The 15,722-nt window shown below is 67.8% G+C and carries 12 protein-coding genes and 1 pseudogene; 11 read left to right on the forward strand and 2 right to left on the reverse strand.

Annotated features, from left to right (window positions below; translation table 11 throughout):
• Window positions 1–12: 12 nt before the first annotated feature.
• Window positions 13–1,161, forward strand: coding sequence for a cystathionine gamma-synthase (locus OSC27_RS00740; protein ID WP_267179506.1), 1,149 nt, complete (start codon window positions 13–15; stop codon window positions 1,159–1,161).
• A gap of 411 nt (window positions 1,162–1,572) precedes the next feature.
• Entirely contained in the window at window positions 1,573–1,932 is a 360-nt protein-coding gene (locus OSC27_RS00745) for a J domain-containing protein (RefSeq protein ID WP_267179507.1), read from the forward strand.
• Window positions 1,933–2,123: 191 nt separating this feature from the next.
• Here OSC27_RS00745 and OSC27_RS00750 read toward each other — a convergent pair whose 3' ends face one another.
• Window positions 2,124–2,522 carry a hypothetical protein gene (locus OSC27_RS00750; protein ID WP_267179508.1) on the reverse strand — a complete coding sequence of 133 codons (399 nt, stop codon included), beginning with the start codon at window positions 2,520–2,522 and terminating at the stop codon, window positions 2,124–2,126.
• 255 nt (window positions 2,523–2,777) lie between these two features.
• Between OSC27_RS00750 and OSC27_RS00755 the strand changes: the two genes are divergently transcribed.
• The 8 genes from OSC27_RS00755 to OSC27_RS00790 all read left to right on the forward strand — a co-directional run bounded on the left by OSC27_RS00755 (window position 2,778) and on the right by OSC27_RS00790 (window position 13,772).
• On the forward strand, window positions 2,778–3,800 hold the full coding sequence (locus OSC27_RS00755) for a LacI family DNA-binding transcriptional regulator (RefSeq protein ID WP_267179509.1): 1,023 nt from the start codon (window positions 2,778–2,780) through the stop codon (window positions 3,798–3,800).
• 468 nt (window positions 3,801–4,268) lie between these two features.
• Window positions 4,269–5,939, forward strand: coding sequence for a ribulokinase (gene araB, locus OSC27_RS00760; protein ID WP_267180387.1), 1,671 nt, complete (start codon window positions 4,269–4,271; stop codon window positions 5,937–5,939).
• The gene (locus tag OSC27_RS00765; protein ID WP_267179510.1) at window positions 5,936–6,703 is read left to right on the forward strand and encodes an L-ribulose-5-phosphate 4-epimerase; all 768 of its coding nucleotides are present in this window, start codon (window positions 5,936–5,938) and stop codon (window positions 6,701–6,703) included. The genes araB and OSC27_RS00765 overlap by 4 nt, the downstream gene beginning before the upstream one ends.
• Window positions 6,700–8,217, forward strand: a complete 1,518-nt coding sequence (araA, locus tag OSC27_RS00770; RefSeq protein WP_267179511.1) for an L-arabinose isomerase — start codon at window positions 6,700–6,702, stop codon at window positions 8,215–8,217. The genes OSC27_RS00765 and araA overlap by 4 nt, the downstream gene beginning before the upstream one ends.
• A gap of 88 nt (window positions 8,218–8,305) precedes the next feature.
• On the forward strand, window positions 8,306–9,433 hold the full coding sequence (gene chvE / locus OSC27_RS00775; protein ID WP_267179512.1) for a multiple monosaccharide ABC transporter substrate-binding protein: 1,128 nt from the start codon (window positions 8,306–8,308) through the stop codon (window positions 9,431–9,433).
• 79 nt (window positions 9,434–9,512) lie between these two features.
• Window positions 9,513–11,054, forward strand: coding sequence for a multiple monosaccharide ABC transporter ATP-binding protein (gene mmsA / locus OSC27_RS00780; RefSeq protein ID WP_267179513.1), 1,542 nt, complete (start codon window positions 9,513–9,515; stop codon window positions 11,052–11,054).
• Complete coding sequence (mmsB, locus tag OSC27_RS00785) at window positions 11,051–12,313, forward strand: multiple monosaccharide ABC transporter permease (protein WP_267179514.1); 1,263 nt, start codon at window positions 11,051–11,053, stop codon at window positions 12,311–12,313. Before mmsA ends, mmsB begins: the two co-directional genes overlap by 4 nt.
• 295 nt (window positions 12,314–12,608) lie before the next feature.
• Complete coding sequence (locus OSC27_RS00790; protein ID WP_267179515.1) at window positions 12,609–13,772, forward strand: LacI family DNA-binding transcriptional regulator; 1,164 nt, start codon at window positions 12,609–12,611, stop codon at window positions 13,770–13,772.
• A 21-nt stretch (window positions 13,773–13,793) separates the two neighbouring features.
• Here the strand turns inward: OSC27_RS00790 and OSC27_RS00795 are convergent.
• A pseudogene (locus tag OSC27_RS00795) lies at window positions 13,794–14,435 on the reverse strand (ThuA domain-containing protein); the annotation flags it as partial.
• A 152-nt stretch (window positions 14,436–14,587) separates the two neighbouring features.
• On the opposite strand from OSC27_RS00795, the gene OSC27_RS00800 reads away from it, so the two are divergent.
• The gene (locus tag OSC27_RS00800) at window positions 14,588–15,715 is read left to right on the forward strand and encodes a Gfo/Idh/MocA family protein (RefSeq protein WP_267180388.1); all 1,128 of its coding nucleotides are present in this window, start codon (window positions 14,588–14,590) and stop codon (window positions 15,713–15,715) included.
• Window positions 15,716–15,722 lie beyond the last annotated feature (7 nt).

Raw genomic sequence — 15,722 nt, forward strand, 5'->3', positions numbered from 1 at the left:
AAGGAGCACCCGTTGACTGAAGGATTCGCCACCCGCGCCATCCATGCCGGGCAGGAATTCGACCCGACCACCGGCGCGGTCGTGCCGCCCATCTACCAGACCTCCACGTTCGTGCAGGACGGCATCGGCGGGCTGCGTGGCGGCTACGAGTACGGGCGCAGCGCGAACCCCACGCGCGACTCGCTGCAGACGCTGCTCGCCTCGCTTGAAGGCGGCCAGAAGGCGTACTCGTTCTCGTCAGGCCTTGCGGCAGAGGATGCGCTGCTGCGCGCCGTACTCACCCCCGGCGACCACGTGGTGCTCGGCAACGACGTGTACGGCGGAACCTACCGGCTCATCAACCGCGTTCATGGCGCGTGGGGCGTGCGCAACACCCCGGTGGACCTCGCGAATCTCGACGCTGTACGCGAGGCGCTCGGCATTCAGCGCACGCGCATCCTGTGGATTGAGACGCCGAGCAACCCGCTCATGAAGATCAGCGACATCGCCGCCTTGGCGGCCCTCGGCCATGAGGCCGGCGCGCTCGTCGTGGTCGACAACACGTTCGCCTCGCCCGCGCTGCAGCAGCCGCTGTCGCTCGGGGCCGACGTGGTGGTGCATTCGACGACGAAGTACCTGGGTGGGCACTCAGACGTGATCGGCGGCGCGCTCGTCATGCGCGACGCCGAGCTGGCCGAGAAGGTCGGGTTTCTGCAGTTCGCGGCGGGCGCCATCTCGGCGCCGCTCGACGCGTGGCTCACGGTGCGCGGCATCAAGACGCTCGCGGTGCGCATGCAGCGGCACAGCGAGAACGCGCAGGCGATCGCGGAGCACCTGCTCGAGCACCCGGCCGTCGAGGCGGTCTACTACCCGGGCCTGCCGTCGCACCCGGGCCACGAACTGGCGGCCCGGCAGATGAGCGGCTTCGGCGGCATGCTCTCGCTCGCGCTCGCCGGCGGGGCGGATGCTGCGCAGCACCTCGCCGAGTCGACCCACGTGTTCCAGCTCGCTGAGTCGCTCGGGGGAGTCGAGTCGCTCATCGGCTACCCGTCCGAGATGACGCACGCCTCGGTCAAGGGCACGCCGCTTGCCGTGCCCGAGAACGTGGTGCGGCTCTCGGTCGGCATCGAGGAGGTCGGCGACCTCATCGCGGACCTCGACCAGGCGCTCGCCGGCCGCTGACGCGCCGCGGCGCCGGCCTGGGCAGGGCACGGAGCTCGACGCTGGCCCGCCTGCCGCCTGCCGCCTGCCGCCTCGCCTGCCTGCCTGCCTGACCGACTGCTTGCTTGCCTAGCTGCCTGGCCCGTTTGCTTGCTTGCTTGCTTGCCTGCCTGCCTGCCTGCCGCCTGCTCGGGCGGCCCCAGTGGTTCGGCACGCTAGCGACCCGAACAAAAACGACGGACATTCCGATCGAATCGGTCGAGAGTGCGGCCGATATCGCGTTTTGCGACGATATCGCCGTCGTTTTCGTTCGGGGGCCGGATCTGACGTTCGTGGGCGGATCTGGCAGTTCGCAGGGCGTGGTCTGGCCGATCGGACCGATCGGGCAGGCGTGGTGGCCGGGCAGCGGATGCGCTAATGTGAGAATATGTCATGTTTGCCGGGCGGCCTTCGGTCATGACGCCCGAGGCCGCCGCCGCCATCCTGAACGTCAGCGTCTTCGCCTCACGGGCTGAAGTCGCGGAGGCGTTCCTGCGGCGTGCCCGGCTGACGCATCCCGACCGATTCGCCGGGGCCCCGGCGAGCGATCTCGCGGCGGCGGCGGCAGAGTTCGTACGGGTCTCAGCCGCACGGGAGCTTCTGCTGACGAGAGCAGCCGTGACCGCCGCCACGTCGTCGCGACAGGCGACGGCGCGGATGGCGGCATCCGTGCCGTCGGTGGCCGGCGCCCGTCAGCGGGCACTTTTCGACTCGTGGCCGGTGCCGCGCGCCTCGCACGTGTGGGTCGCATAGCCCGCGCACGCACAGATTGCGTAGCCGGCGCACGCACAGATTGCGCGACCCGCGCACGTACAGATTGGGCAGCCGGCGCACGCGCAGATCGACCACGCCGCTTACCGGGATCGCGTAAGCCCCGCACCTCGTCGGTCCGAGGCACGGGGCGAACGCTCGGCAGTGGAGCGCGGGAGTGGGTTACAACCGGGTCACGCAGCGCTCGTCGCGTGCTCCGAGCGGCGCACCGACGGTGACGGCTGCGGCTCGGAGAAGATGACGACCACGATGACGGCGGCCCCGACGATAATGTGCGGCAGCCACGCGTTCGGGGCCTCGCTGATGAAGCCGAACACGAACGGCGACACGATGAGCACGATGGACGCGACGACGTCGACGACCAGGTGCACGGGCATGGGGACCAGCCGGAACGCGCCCAATTCATACCGCGTGAACAGGCTGTAGACGATGAGGCCGACACCGAGAACGATCGGGATGACGACGGCCGCGCCGCCAAGGTCGGAGAATCCGAAGATCAAGGGCGCGAAGATCAGCGCGATGGCGACAACGTAATCGAGAACGCCGTGAACCTTGGTGGGGATGAATCGCATGATGAGCTCCTACTCACAGATGGTGCGGAACCGCGGCCGATCTGACCGCTCAGTAATGGTTCGGACCCCCTGCCGGAATCGGATTGCACCAACTTCTCATGGCCGCGACGGCAGAGGGGGAGAGCCGGACATGCGGCGCGCACTCCGTCCCGATGTGACTGTCACATTCAGCGAAGGCGGATGCTGCCGTTGCGTGCATAATTGAGAGTGATTCAGGCATGTGAACGCACACAACGCAGGTGGAACGGGGCTTCGGTGACGACCGAGACGCAGAAGACGCGGGCTCCCAGCATCCGCGACGTCGCGCGCCTCGCCGGGGTTTCGCACCAGACGGTCTCTCGGGTGCTGAACCAGCACCCGAGCATCCGAGAGTCGACCAAGCAGCGCGTTCTCGAGGTCATGGAGGAACTGCAGTACCGGCCCAACCGTGCGGCGCGGGCGCTCGTGACCAGCCATTCGCGCACCATCGGCATTCTGGCGGCCGCGTCGGGCTCGTACTACGGGCCGGCGAGCAGCATCCATGCCATTGAGGATGCCGCGCGTGACGCCGGTTACTACGTGACCGTCTCGAACCTGGCCGCCACCGACAGCGGCTCGATCGAGGCCGCGCTCGAGCACCTCATGTCGCAGGCCGTCGAGGGCGTTGTCGTGATCGCGCCGCAGACGCGGGTGTTCGACGCGATCGCCGACCTGTCGATCTCGGTGCCGTTCGTGACCATGCAGGCCACGGGCCGGCTGGCCGATCATTCGCTGTGGGTCGACCAGATCGCGGGAGCGCGGCTGGCGACGAGGCACCTGATCGAGCTCGGCCACCGCAGCATCTACCACCTGGCGGGCCCGCAGGACTGGATCGAGGCGGAGGCGAGGATGCGCGGGTTCCTCGATGAGCTGAATGCGCAGGATGTGCCGACCACCGCGCCGATCCTGGGGGACTGGACCGCCGACTTCGGGTACCGGGCGGGGCGCGAGCTGGTGCGAATCCGCGACTTCACGGCGGTGTTCTCCTCGAACGACCAGATGGCGCTCGGGCTTATGCATGCGTTTCGGGACGCCGGCATCGATGTGCCGGGGGACATCAGCGTTGTCGGCTTCGACGACGTGCCCGAGGCGCGGCATTTCTGGCCGCCGCTGACGACCGTGCGGCAGGACTTCGCCGAGCTCGGGCGGCGCTGCATCGGGCTGCTGCTGAGCAGTATCGGGGACAGGGTCGCGCCCGCGAGCGGTCTGCTCACCCCCGAGCTCGTTGTGCGCGGGTCGACCGCGCCTCCCTCCTTCTGAGTCTGGTGGGCGCGTCGATCGAGGGTGCCTCGGGGAACGAGGGTGCGTCGGGGCATATGTGGGGTTTGCCGGCCTGGGACTCGCGATCCGGCCCGACTCGGTGCTGGTGGTGGCGGAGTCGACGCCGGATGGCGGAGTCGACGCCGGATGGCGGAGTCGAGGCCGTGGTGCGGGCGCGCACGCGCCGTTACCGAAACGAGACAGAGTCGACTTGACAGTGTGCGCGCCCGTATCGGTAACATGAGGTCGCAAATGTGAACGGTCACATTGGACGTCACACGAGCACACTCAGCAGCACGAGTACCAGCACAGGCACCACAAGCACGGCACAAGCGCCACAGGCAAGACGACGAGCAAGACAAGGGAGTCGCAGTGAGTTCAGAGCGGTCAGAGACCCGCGACGCCGAGCAGCCTGCGACCGACGCCGAGCAGCCTGCGACCGACGCCGAGCAGCCCGAGCAGTACACGATCGGCGTCGACTACGGAACCCTCTCCGGCCGCGCCGTCGTGGTGCGGGTGCGCGACGGCGCTGAGCTCGGCTCCGGCGTCTACGAATACCCGCATGCGGTGATGGACACCACACTCGCCGCGACCGACGCGCCGCTGCCGCCCGACTGGGCCCTGCAGGTGCCGTCCGACTACGTCGACGTGCTCAAGCACGCCGTGCCCGAGGCGCTGAAGGACGCGGGCATCGACCCCGCCCAGGTCATCGGCATCGGCACAGACTTCACCGCGTGCACCATGGTTCCGACCATCGCCGACGGAACCCCGCTCAACGAGCTGCCCGAGTACGCCGACCGCCCGCACGCCTACGTCAAGCTCTGGAAGCACCACGCCGCCCAGCCCCACGCCGACCGCATCAACGCTCTCGCGGCCGAGCGCGGCGAGAGTTGGCTGCCCCGCTACGGCGGCCTCATCTCAAGCGAGTGGGAGTTCGCCAAGGGCCTGCAGCTGCTTGAAGAGGATCCGGAGCTCTACAACCGCATGGAGCACTGGGTCGAGGCGGCCGACTGGATCGTCTGGCAGCTCACCGGCCGCTACACCCGCAACGCCTGCACGGCAGGCTACAAGGGCATCTATCAGGATGGCGTCTACCCGAGCCGCGACTTCCTCGCCGCGCTGAACCCCGAGTTCGCGGGCTTCGCCGAGACGAAGGTGGCACACGAGATCGGCCAGCTTGCGGCATCCGCTGGCACGCTGACCGCTGAGGCGGCGGCCTGGACCGGTCTTCCCGAGGGCATCGCGGTGGCCGTCGGCAACGTCGACGCGCACGTGACCGCACCCGCCGCGCAGGCGGTGCAGCCCGGCCAGATGGTCGCGATCATGGGCACCTCGACCTGCCACGTCATGACAAGCGACACGCTTGCCGACGTTCCCGGCATGTGCGGTGTGGTCGACGGCGGCATCGTGGCCGGGCTCTACGGGTACGAGGCCGGGCAGTCCGGCGTTGGCGACATCTTCGCCTGGTACGTCAAGAACCAGGTGCCCGCGCGCTACGCCGAGGCGGCCGAGGAGGCCAGCCTCAGTGTGCACCAGTACCTGACGGAGCTCATCAAGGACCAGCCGGTCGGCGCCCACGGGCTCATTGCGCTCGACTGGCATTCCGGCAACCGCTCGGTGCTCGTCGACCACGAACTCTCGGGCGTTGTCGTCGGCGAGACGCTGACCACGCGCACCGAAGAGATCTACCGCGCCCTGCTCGAGGCCACCGCGTTCGGCACCCGCACCATCGTCGAGGCGTTCACCAACGCAGGCGTGCCCGTCACCGAATTCATCGCCGCGGGCGGCCTCGTGAAGAACACGTTCCTCATGCAGGTGTACTCCGATGTGCTGCGCATGCCCATCACGACCATCGCCAGCGATCAGGGCCCCGCGCTCGGGTCGGCCATCCACGCGGCCGTGGCCGCCGGCGCGTACCCCGACGTTCGCGTCGCAGGCGATGCCATGGGCAAGGTCAACCGCAACGTCTTCACGCCGAACCCGACGAACGCCGCCGCCTACGACCGGCTCTACGCCGAGTACACCGCGCTGCACGACTACTTCGGGCGCGGCGGCAACGATGTGATGCACCGGCTGCGGGCCATCCGGCGGGATGCGATCGTCGGCGCTGCCGAGGCAGCACTGGGGGCGCAGGCATGAGCACATTCGAACCCGAGGTCGAGGTCGCCATCGCCAGAGTGCGAGCGGATGTCGCTCGCCTGCACGGCGAGCTCACCCGCAACGGGCTCGTCGTCTGGACCGGTGGCAACGTCTCCGGCCGCGTGCCCGGGGCCGATCTCTTCGTGATCAAGCCGAGCGGCGTGGACTACGACGAGCTCGCGCCCGAGAACATGATCCTCTGCACGCTCGATGGCGACGTCGTGCCCGCGACGCCCGGTTGTGAACGTTCACCCTCGAGCGACACCGCGGCCCACGCATACGTGTACCGCAACATGCCCGAGGTCGGCGGCGTCGTGCACACGCACTCCACCTACGCGACGGCCTGGGCTGCCCGTGCCGAGCCGGTGCCCTGCGTGCTCACCGCGATGGCCGACGAGTTCGGCGGCGAAATTCCCATCGGCCCGTTCGCGATCATCGGCGACGACTCCATCGGCCGCGGCATCGTCGAGACGCTGCAGGGCCACCGCAGCCGGGCGGTGCTCATGCAGAATCACGGCCCCTTCACGATCGGCAAGGATGCCCGCGACGCCGTCAAGGCCGCGGTCATGGTCGAGGATGTCGCCCGCACCGTGCACATCGCGCGGCAGGCCGGCGATCTCGTGCCGATCCCCGCCGAGGCGATCGATCGGCTCTTCGACCGCTATCAGAACGTGTATGGGCAAGCGCCGAAAGGCACGCTGTCGGGTCTCGATACGCTGCGCTACTCGACCATCGACAGTGACGGAGAGGAACTCAACGCATGACCACCCTCACCACCTCCCTCGAGCAGTACGAGGTCTGGTTCCTCACGGGCAGCCAGGGCCTCTACGGCGAGGAGACGCTGCGCCAGGTCGCCGAGCAGTCGCGCGAGATCGCGCGCACGCTCGACGCGGCAGCCGGCATCCCGGTGAAGATCGTGTGGAAGAGCGTGCTGACCGACTCCGCGTCGATCCGCCGTGCCGCGCTCGAGGCGAACAGCCGCGACGACGTCATCGGCCTCATCGCCTGGATGCACACGTTCAGCCCCGCCAAGATGTGGATCGCCGGCCTCGACGCCCTGCGCAAGCCGCTGCTGCACCTGCACACGCAGGCCAACGTCGAGCTGCCCTGGGCCGACATCGACTTCGACTTCATGAACCTCAACCAGGCCGCGCACGGCGACCGCGAGTTCGGCTACATCCAGTCTCGGCTCGGCGTCGCGCGCAAGACCGTCGTCGGCCACGCGACCAACCCCGCGGTCACCGCACGAATCGGCACCTGGATGCGCGCGGCGGCCGGCTGGGCCGCCACGCACGAGCTGAAGCTCGCTCGCTTCGGCGACAACATGCGCTACGTGGCGGTCACCGAAGGCGACAAGACCGAGGCCGAACTGCGGTTCGGAGTGCAGGTGAACACCTGGGGCGTGAACGAGCTCGCCGAGGCGGTTGAGGCCGCATCCGCTGCCGATATCGACGCGCTCGTCGCCGAGTACGAGGACCTTTACGACGTGGCGCCCGAGCTGCGCCGCGGCGGCGACCGGCACGCGAGCCTGCGCGACGGCGCGGCCATCGAGCTGGGCCTGCGCTCGTTCCTCGAGGCGGGCGACTTCGGGGCCTTCACCACGAGCTTCGAAGACCTGGGCGCGCTCAAGCAGCTGCCCGGTCTCGCGGTTCAGCGGCTCATGGCCGACGGCTACGGCTTCGGCGCCGAAGGCGACTGGAAGACGGCCGTGCTGGTGCGTGCCGCCAAGGTCATGGGTGCGGGCCTGCCGGGCGGGGCATCCCTCATGGAGGATTACACGTACGACCTCACGCCGGGTGACGAGCGCATTCTCGGCGCGCACATGCTCGAGGTCTGCCCGAGCCTCACCACGAGCCGCCCGAGCCTCGAGGTCCACCCGCTGGGCATCGGCGGCCGCGAGGATCCGGTACGTCTGGTCTTCACAGCGGATGCCGGCAGTGGCATCGTCGTCGCCCTGAGCGACATGCGCGAGCGGTTCCGCCTCGTGGCCAACGTGGTCGAGGTCGTCGAGCCCAGTGCCCCGCTGCCCAAGCTTCCGGTCGGCCGCGCCGTGTGGAAGCCGGCCCCGGACTTCTCCACCTCCGCCGCCTGCTGGCTGAACGCCGGCGGCGCCCACCACACCGTCATGTCGACCCAGGTCGGCATCGAGGTGTTCGAAGACTTCGCCGAGATCGCACGCACCGAGCTGCTCACGATCGACGGCGACACAACACTTCGCGGCTTCGCGAAGGAGGTGCACTGGAACCAGGCCTACTGGCGCCTGGCTCAGGGCTTCTGAAAACACGAGGTCCCGGTCGACATGGACGCGGCCGGAACCACTACCAGTACGACAACGACGTCCACTTTGCACTACGGAAGGAAACACAGTGAAGACACGCAAGGTTCTTCTCGGCATCGCTGCCGCGGGTCTCGCGCTCTCGCTCGCGGCCTGCTCCGGCGGTCGCGGCGGCACGGGCAGCGACGACAACAAGCAGGGCGACAACAAGGGCGCCCTCGTGGGCGTCGCGATGCCCACCAAGACCTCGGAGCGTTGGATCAAGGACGGCGACGCCGTCAAGGCCGACCTCGAGAAGCTCGGCTACAAGGTCGACCTCGAGTACGGTGACGACAAGATCCCTCAGCAGGTGCAGCAGATCAGCAACATGATCACCAAGGGCGCCAAGGTGCTGATCATCGCGTCGATCGACGGTACCGCGCTGACCGACCAGCTCGAGGATGCGGCCAAGGCCGGCATCAAGGTCATCGCGTACGACCGCCTCATCAACGGCACGAAGAACGTCGACTACTACACGACGTTCGACAACTACCAGGTGGGCGTCGACCAGGCCACGAGCCTGCTGACCGGCCTCGGGGTCGTTGACGCCGACGGCAAGAAGACCGGCGAGAAGGGTCCCTTCAACGTCGAGCTCTTCGCCGGCAGCCCGGATGACAACAACGCCACGTTCTTCTACAACGGAGCGATGGACACGCTGAAGCCGTACTTCGACGACGGCACGCTCGTCGTCAAGAGCGGCCAGACCGGCTTCACCCAGATCGCAACCCTGCGCTGGGACCCGGCCACCGCGAAGAAGCGCATGGAGAACCTCATCGCGTCGACCTACTCGGACGGCACGACCAAGGTGCAGGGCATCCTGTCGCCGTATGACGGCCTCTCCATCGGCATCATCTCGGCACTCACGGCGGCGGGCTACCCGACCGACGCTCTGCCCGTCATCACGGGTCAGGATGCCGAGGCGGCTTCGGTCAAGTCGATCATCGCCGGCCAGCAGTACTCGACGATCTACAAGGACACTCGTCTGCTGGGCAAGGAGGCCGTGAAGATGGCCGACGATCTGCTCAACGGCAAGAAGCCCGAGGTCAACGACACGAAGAGCTACGACAACAAGGTCAAGGTCGTCCCGACCTACCTGTTCCAGCCGACTGTCGTGACCAAGGACAACTACAAAGAGGTCCTGATCGACTCCGGTTACTACACCGAGGCCGACCTGAAGTAGGCAGGCCTTCAGCGGTGGCGGCGGGGTCACCCGTCGCCACCGCCATCCGATTGTCATACCGCTACCGGAAGAAGACACGGTGACATCAAACATTCTCGAGATGCGCGGCATCACGAAGACGTTCCCCGGCGTGAAGGCGCTGCAGGATGTCTCGATCGAGGTCAAGCGCGGCCATGTGCACGCCATCTGCGGCGAGAACGGCGCGGGCAAATCCACGCTCATGAAGGTTCTCAGCGGCGTCTACCCCGCGGGCACGTACGAGGGGCAGATCGTCTTCGAGGGCGAGGAGATGGAATTCAAGTCGATCAACGACTCGGAGGCCGCCGGAATCGTCATCATCCACCAGGAGCTCGCGCTCAGCCCGTACCTCTCTATCGCCGAGAACATCTTTCTCGGCAACGAGCAGCAGTCGGGCGGCTGGATCGACTGGAACAAGACCAACCTCGAGGCGGGCAAGCTGCTGGCACGCGTGGGGCTTCGTGACAACCCGATCACGAAGATCATGGATATCGGCGTGGGCAAGCAGCAGCTCGTCGAGATCGCCAAGGCGCTCTCGAAAGAGGTCAAGCTGCTCATTCTCGATGAGCCGACCGCGGCGCTCAACGACGACGACTCGGCCCACCTGCTCGACCTGATCAAGCACCTGCAGGAGCAGGGGATCACGTCGATCATCATCAGCCACAAGCTCAACGAGATCAAGGCGATCGCCGACGACGTCACGATCATTCGTGACGGCAAGGCCATCGAGACTCTCGACATGGTGGCCGACGAGATCACGGAAGACCGCATCATCAAGGGCATGGTCGGCCGTGACCTCGAGCACCGCTACCCGGACCACACGCCGCACATCGGCGACGAGCTGCTGCGCGTCGAGGACTGGTCGGTGTACCACCCGCTCGACCGCGAGCGCCAGGTCGTCAAGGACGCGAACATCATGGTGCGGGCCGGCGAGATCGTGGGCATCGCGGGCCTCATGGGCGCGGGTCGCACCGAGCTGGCCATGAGCATCTTCGGGCACAGTTACGGGCACAACATCACGGGCCGCGTGTACAAGCGCGGCGAGGAGATCAAGACGAACACGGTCGCCGCGGCCATCGACAACGGCATCGCCTATGCCACTGAGGACCGCAAGCGATACGGGCTCAACCTGATCGAGGACATCAAGCGCAACATCTCGGGCGCATCGCTGCAGAAGCTCACCAAGGGCGGCTGGGTCGACGGCAACGAGGAATACGTGGTGGCCGAGGGCTACCGCAAATCCATGAACATCAAGGCGCCGTCGGTTGCTGCCATCACGGGAAAGCTCTCGGGCGGCAATCAGCAGAAGGTCGTGCTCTCGAAGTGGATGTACGCCAACCCTGACGTGCTCATTCTCGACGAGCCCACCCGCGGCATCGACGTGGGCGCCAAGTACGAAATCTACGGAATCATCAACAAGCTCGCAGACGAGGGCAAGGGCATCATCGTCATCTCGTCGGAGCTGCCAGAACTGCTCGGCATCTGCGACCGCATCTACGCGCTCTCGGAGGGTCGGATCACCGCCGACGTCCCGCGCGAGCAGGCGACCGCGGAATATCTCATGCAGCACATGACCCAGGAAAGGGAGAGGGATCACACATGAGTGACCTGACCACGGCGCGCACCAGCGATGCGTCGCGCGGCACCGAAGGCGGCGTGCCGCCGACACCGAACCAGCGCGGCGGAGCCATCGGCACTGCGCTCAAGTACCTCACGGGGCAGCTGCGCCAGATCGGCCTGTTCATCGCGCTGATTGTCATCGTCATCTTCTTCGAGGTGGCGACGGACGGCATCACGCTGAAGCCCATCAACGTGTCGAACCTGGTGATTCAGAACAGCTACATTCTGATCCTCGCCATCGGCATGGTGATGGTGATCATCGCGGGCCACATCGACCTCTCGGTCGGCAGCGTGGTGGCCTTCGTCGGCGCCATGTCCGGCGTCATGATCACCCAGTGGAACCTGCCCTGGTGGGTGGCGATCATCCTCTGCCTCGCTCTCGGCGTTCTGGTGGGCATGTTCCAGGGGTTCTGGATCGCCTACTTCGGCATACCGGCGTTCATCGTGACGCTGGCGGGCATGCTGATCTTCCGTGGTCTCACGCAGATCGCCCTGCAGAACAAGCAGATCTCGCCGTTCCCCGACGAGTTCCGCGCGCTCGGCAGCGGGTTCCTGCCCGACCTCGGCGGCGGAACCTCGTTCCTCGAACCGCTCACCATGATCCTCGGCCTGGTGGCCGCGGTGCTGCTTGTCTTCCAGGGCGTGCGTCAGCGCGTCGCGAAGCGCAAGTACGACCTCGAGGATGAGCCCGTCGTGTGGTTCCTGCTCAAGCTGGCCTTCACTGTCGTTCTCGTGCTGCTCATTGCCTACCTGCTGGCCGGCTACCGCGGAACCCCGATCGTGCTCGTCGTGCTCGGAGTGCTGGCGGTCGTGTACTCGGCGGTCATGGCGCGCACCGTGTGGGGACGCCACATCTACGCGATCGGCGGCAACCTGAACGCGGCCGCGCTCTCGGGCGTCAAGACGAAGCGCGTCACGTTCCTGCTGTTCATCAACATGGGTGTGCTGTCGGCGCTCGCCGGCCTCGTCTTCACGGCGCAGCTGAACCTCGCCAACCCGAAGGCCGGTGACGGCTTCGAGCTCGACGCGATCGCCGCGGTCTTCGTCGGTGGCGCGGCCATCACCGGCGGCATCGGAACGGTGACCGGGGCCATCATCGGTGGTCTCATCATCGGAATCCTGAACAACGGCATGTCGATCATGGGTGTCGGAACCGAGTACCAGCAGCTCATCAAGGGGCTGGTGCTCCTCGCCGCCGTCGCGTTCGACGTGTACAACAAGCGCCGCTCGGGCGGCAAGTAGGCGGTAAGCGGATGCGGCAGCCGCCTGCGGGCGGCTGCCGTCTTCGGGTGGCTGCCGTCTTCGGGTGGCTGCCGTCCTCGGGCGGCTGCCGTCCTCGCTTCACCGGGTCGGGCCATATTGCGGGTCTTTTCGAAGACAGCCCGCAATATGGCCCGACCCACGTGTTTGGTGCGGCTGTGCCGGGCGAGCGCTGTGACGGGGTCGGGGCAGATCGTGGGTTTCTACATGGCAAACTCGCGAAGTGGCCCGACTCGTTTGCGTCGAGAGGGTTCGCGGCGGCAGATAGTCTGCTCACGTGGCGAACGGCGGGGCGATGGGCGCGGGTGCGGGCGGGCGCGCCGAGGATGCGGGCGGGCGTGGCGCGGGTGCGGGCGGGAGCGCCGGGGATTCGGCAGCGAACGCGGCGGCGGCAGCTGCCGCGCATCCGCTCGGCAGGGCCGCGACGCTCACCGACGTGGCCCGTCATGCGGGCGTGTCGCTCGCGACCGCGTCTCGCGTCGTCAACGGGAGCACCCGCACCGTCAACCCGCGCATGCGGGAGCGCGTGCTGGCCTCCGCGGCCGTGCTCAGCTACACGGCGAACGTGCAGGCGCAGGCGGTCGCGCGCGGCACGGGCCGCACGGTCGCGCTCGTGGTCGGGGACATCGCCGACCCCTATTTCGCGTCGATCGCCTCCGGCGTTTCGCGGGCCGCTGCCGGCCGCGGCCTCACGGTCACGATCGCGATGACCGGCGACGGCGCTGAGGCAGAGCTGGCGGCGGTCGCTGCCGTGCGCGGCCAGCGGCCCCAGGCAGTCATCATGGCCGGCAGCCGCCGCACCGACCTCGCCGAAGACGACCCTGTGCTCGCCGAGCTGCATGCCGTGGAGGCGCTCGGCGGCACCGTCGCCTTCATCGGCACGGCCGTTGCCTTCGACGACGGGTCCACGCAGCGGTTCGCGGGCGTCGAGGTAGACCATCGCGCAGGCGCGCGTGCCCTCGCCCAGGCGCTGCTCTCGGCCGGTTACCGCGACTTCGGCATTCTCGCCGGGCCCGCCAGCCTGCTCACACCCGTCGACCGCTCGGCCGGATTCGTGGGCGCCCTGTCGGCCCCCGATTGCGCGCCGGGTGCCGGGCGCATTGTGCACGGGCCGTTCACCCGCGACGGCGGCTACGACGCCATGACGCGGATGCTCGCCGCCGGCCCCGCGCCCGAATGCGTCTTCGCCGTGGCCGACGTGATGGCCGTCGGAGCCATGGCCGCGATCAGGGAGCACGGGCTGCGGCCCGGCATCGACGTGGGCGTTGCGGGGTTCGACGACATCCCGATTCTGCAGGATCTCGCGCCCTCACTTACCACGGTGGCACTGCCGCTCGTCGAGCTCGGGGAGCGCGCTCTCGAGGTCGCGCTCGGCGAGACAGGCGATGCCGGGCCGATCGTCGGCCGCGTCATCGTGCGCGAGAGCACGCCCGGTCGCTGAGGTCGCGGCCGCCCAGCGCGCGGCGTTCGCCACGATCGCGCGGTGCTCGGCTGCGTCGTACGACGCGGCGTCGTGTCCGAGCGCGTCGTACACCACGCGCGCCTCGCCGTACTCGTGCGCCCAGAGCAGCGGATGCTCGCGCCCCTCGTACTCGTGGGTCGCGAGTGGCACCATGGCGGGGTCGACACGCAGGTCGCTGTAGCGCTCGTCATCGACCTCGAAATCGCTGAGCCCGGCAACGATCGGGTGGCGGTTGCCGAAGACGCGGATGCGCGAGCGCGAATAGTCGGGGTGCATCGTCGTGCCGCGAACCCAGATGCCGCCGAGAATCGACTCCCACTCGTCGATGGCGGGGAAGCTAGTAGCCGCCACGTGCAGGGCCAGCAGACCCCCGCCACGCCCCAGGTGGGCGACGAGACCGGCCCGGGTCGCAGCATCCGCGTCGCTCGGCTGCTGCGGGTTGCCCACGTTGACCACGAGGAGGTCGGGCTGAGCAGGCGAGGCGGGTGCGAGGCGCGCGAGCGCCGCATCCGTGTCGTCATCGATGGCAACCTCGAACCCTGCGTCCCGCAGAATCTGGGCGACGCAGGCCGAGGTCTGGGCGAATGGATGCCACGGGTCGGCATAGCGACCGCTGCCCGAGACGATAAGTGCTCGCGTCATGCTGCTCCTTGGACGGTCTGGTGCGGTGGCCCCACGATACGCTACGGTGTCGGTAAGCGCTTTCCCAACGGGACGAAAGCATCAGGGTAACGCGCGAGAATAACCGGCCACGAAAGAGAGCCCGCGTGTCAGAGAAGACCATCGGCATCATCATGAACGGCGTCTCCGGGCGCATGGGTTACCGACAGCACCTCGTGCGTTCGATCCTCGCCATTCGCGAGGAGGGCGGCGTGCTGCTCTCCGACGGCTCGCGCGTGCAGGTCGAGCCGCTGCTCGTGGGGCGCAGCGAGGCGCGGCTGCGTGAGCTCGCCGAGCGGCACGGTCTTGAGCACTACACCACAGACCTCGATGCGGCGCTGGCCGACGACCGCTGGCAGATCTACGCCGACTTCCTCGTCACCAAGGCTCGGGTGCCCGCCATCACCAAGGCCATTGCGGCAGGCAAGGCCATTTACACCGAGAAGCCCACAGCCGAGACGTTCGAGCAGGCACTCGAACTCGCCCGCCTCGCCAGGGCGGCCGGCGTGAAAAACGGGGTCGTGCACGACAAGCTCTACCTGCCCGGCCTGCTGAAGCTGCGCCGCCTGATCGACTCGGGGTTCTTCGGCCGCATTCTCTCGGTACGTGGCGAGTTCGGCTACTGGGTGTTCGAGGGCGACTGGCAGGAAGCCCAGCGACCCAGCTGGAACTATCGCGCCGAGGACGGCGGCGGCATCGTCGTCGACATGTTCCCGCACTGGAACTACGTGCTCGAAAACCTCTTCGGCCGCGTCGAATCGGTGTACGCGAGGGCCGTCACCGAGATCCCCGAACGCGTCGACGAGCAGGGCGAGCCGTATCGGGCCACGGCCGACGACGCGGCCTACGCCGTCTTCGACCTCGCCGGCGGCATCACGGCGCAGCTCAACTCCAGCTGGACCACGCGCGTCAACCGCGACGAGCTGGTCGAGTTCCAGGTGGATGGCACCCAGGGCAGCGCCGTGGTCGGCCTCTTCGGGTGCAAGGTGCAGCCGCGCCAGGTGACGCCCAAGCCCACCTGGAACCCCGACGTCCCCGACCCGCGTGACTACGCCGCCGGGTGGGTGGAGGTGCCGCAGAACGACCCCGTCGAGAATGGTTTCAAGCTGCAGTGGGTCGAGTTTCTGCGCCACGTGCTTGAGGATGCGCCGCATCCGTATGACTTCCTCGCCGGTGCGCGCGGCGTGCAACTCGCCGAGCGAGGCCTCGAGAGTTCACGCACCGGGCGCCGCGTCGACCTGCCCGTCGTGAGCGTGGACTGAGGGCGCG

The organism is Microbacterium sp. STN6, from assembly GCF_026410545.1.
GTDB lineage: Bacteria > Actinomycetota > Actinomycetes > Actinomycetales > Microbacteriaceae > Root112D2.

Bases quoted from the DNA above. Each gene is read 5' to 3' on its own strand.
- araA (WP_267179511.1), top strand. From the start codon at position 6,700: ATGACCACCCTCACCACCTCCCTCGAGCAGTACGAGGTCTGGTTCCTC.
- OSC27_RS00750 (WP_267179508.1), bottom strand. From the start codon at position 2,522: ATGCGATTCATCCCCACCAAGGTTCACGGCGTTCTCGATTACGTTGTC.
- OSC27_RS00800 (WP_267180388.1), top strand. From the start codon at position 14,588: ATGAACGGCGTCTCCGGGCGCATGGGTTACCGACAGCACCTCGTGCGT.
- mmsB (WP_267179514.1), top strand. From the start codon at position 11,051: ATGAGTGACCTGACCACGGCGCGCACCAGCGATGCGTCGCGCGGCACC.
- OSC27_RS00765 (WP_267179510.1), top strand. From the start codon at position 5,936: ATGAGCACATTCGAACCCGAGGTCGAGGTCGCCATCGCCAGAGTGCGA.
- OSC27_RS00745 (WP_267179507.1), top strand. From the start codon at position 1,573: ATGTTTGCCGGGCGGCCTTCGGTCATGACGCCCGAGGCCGCCGCCGCC.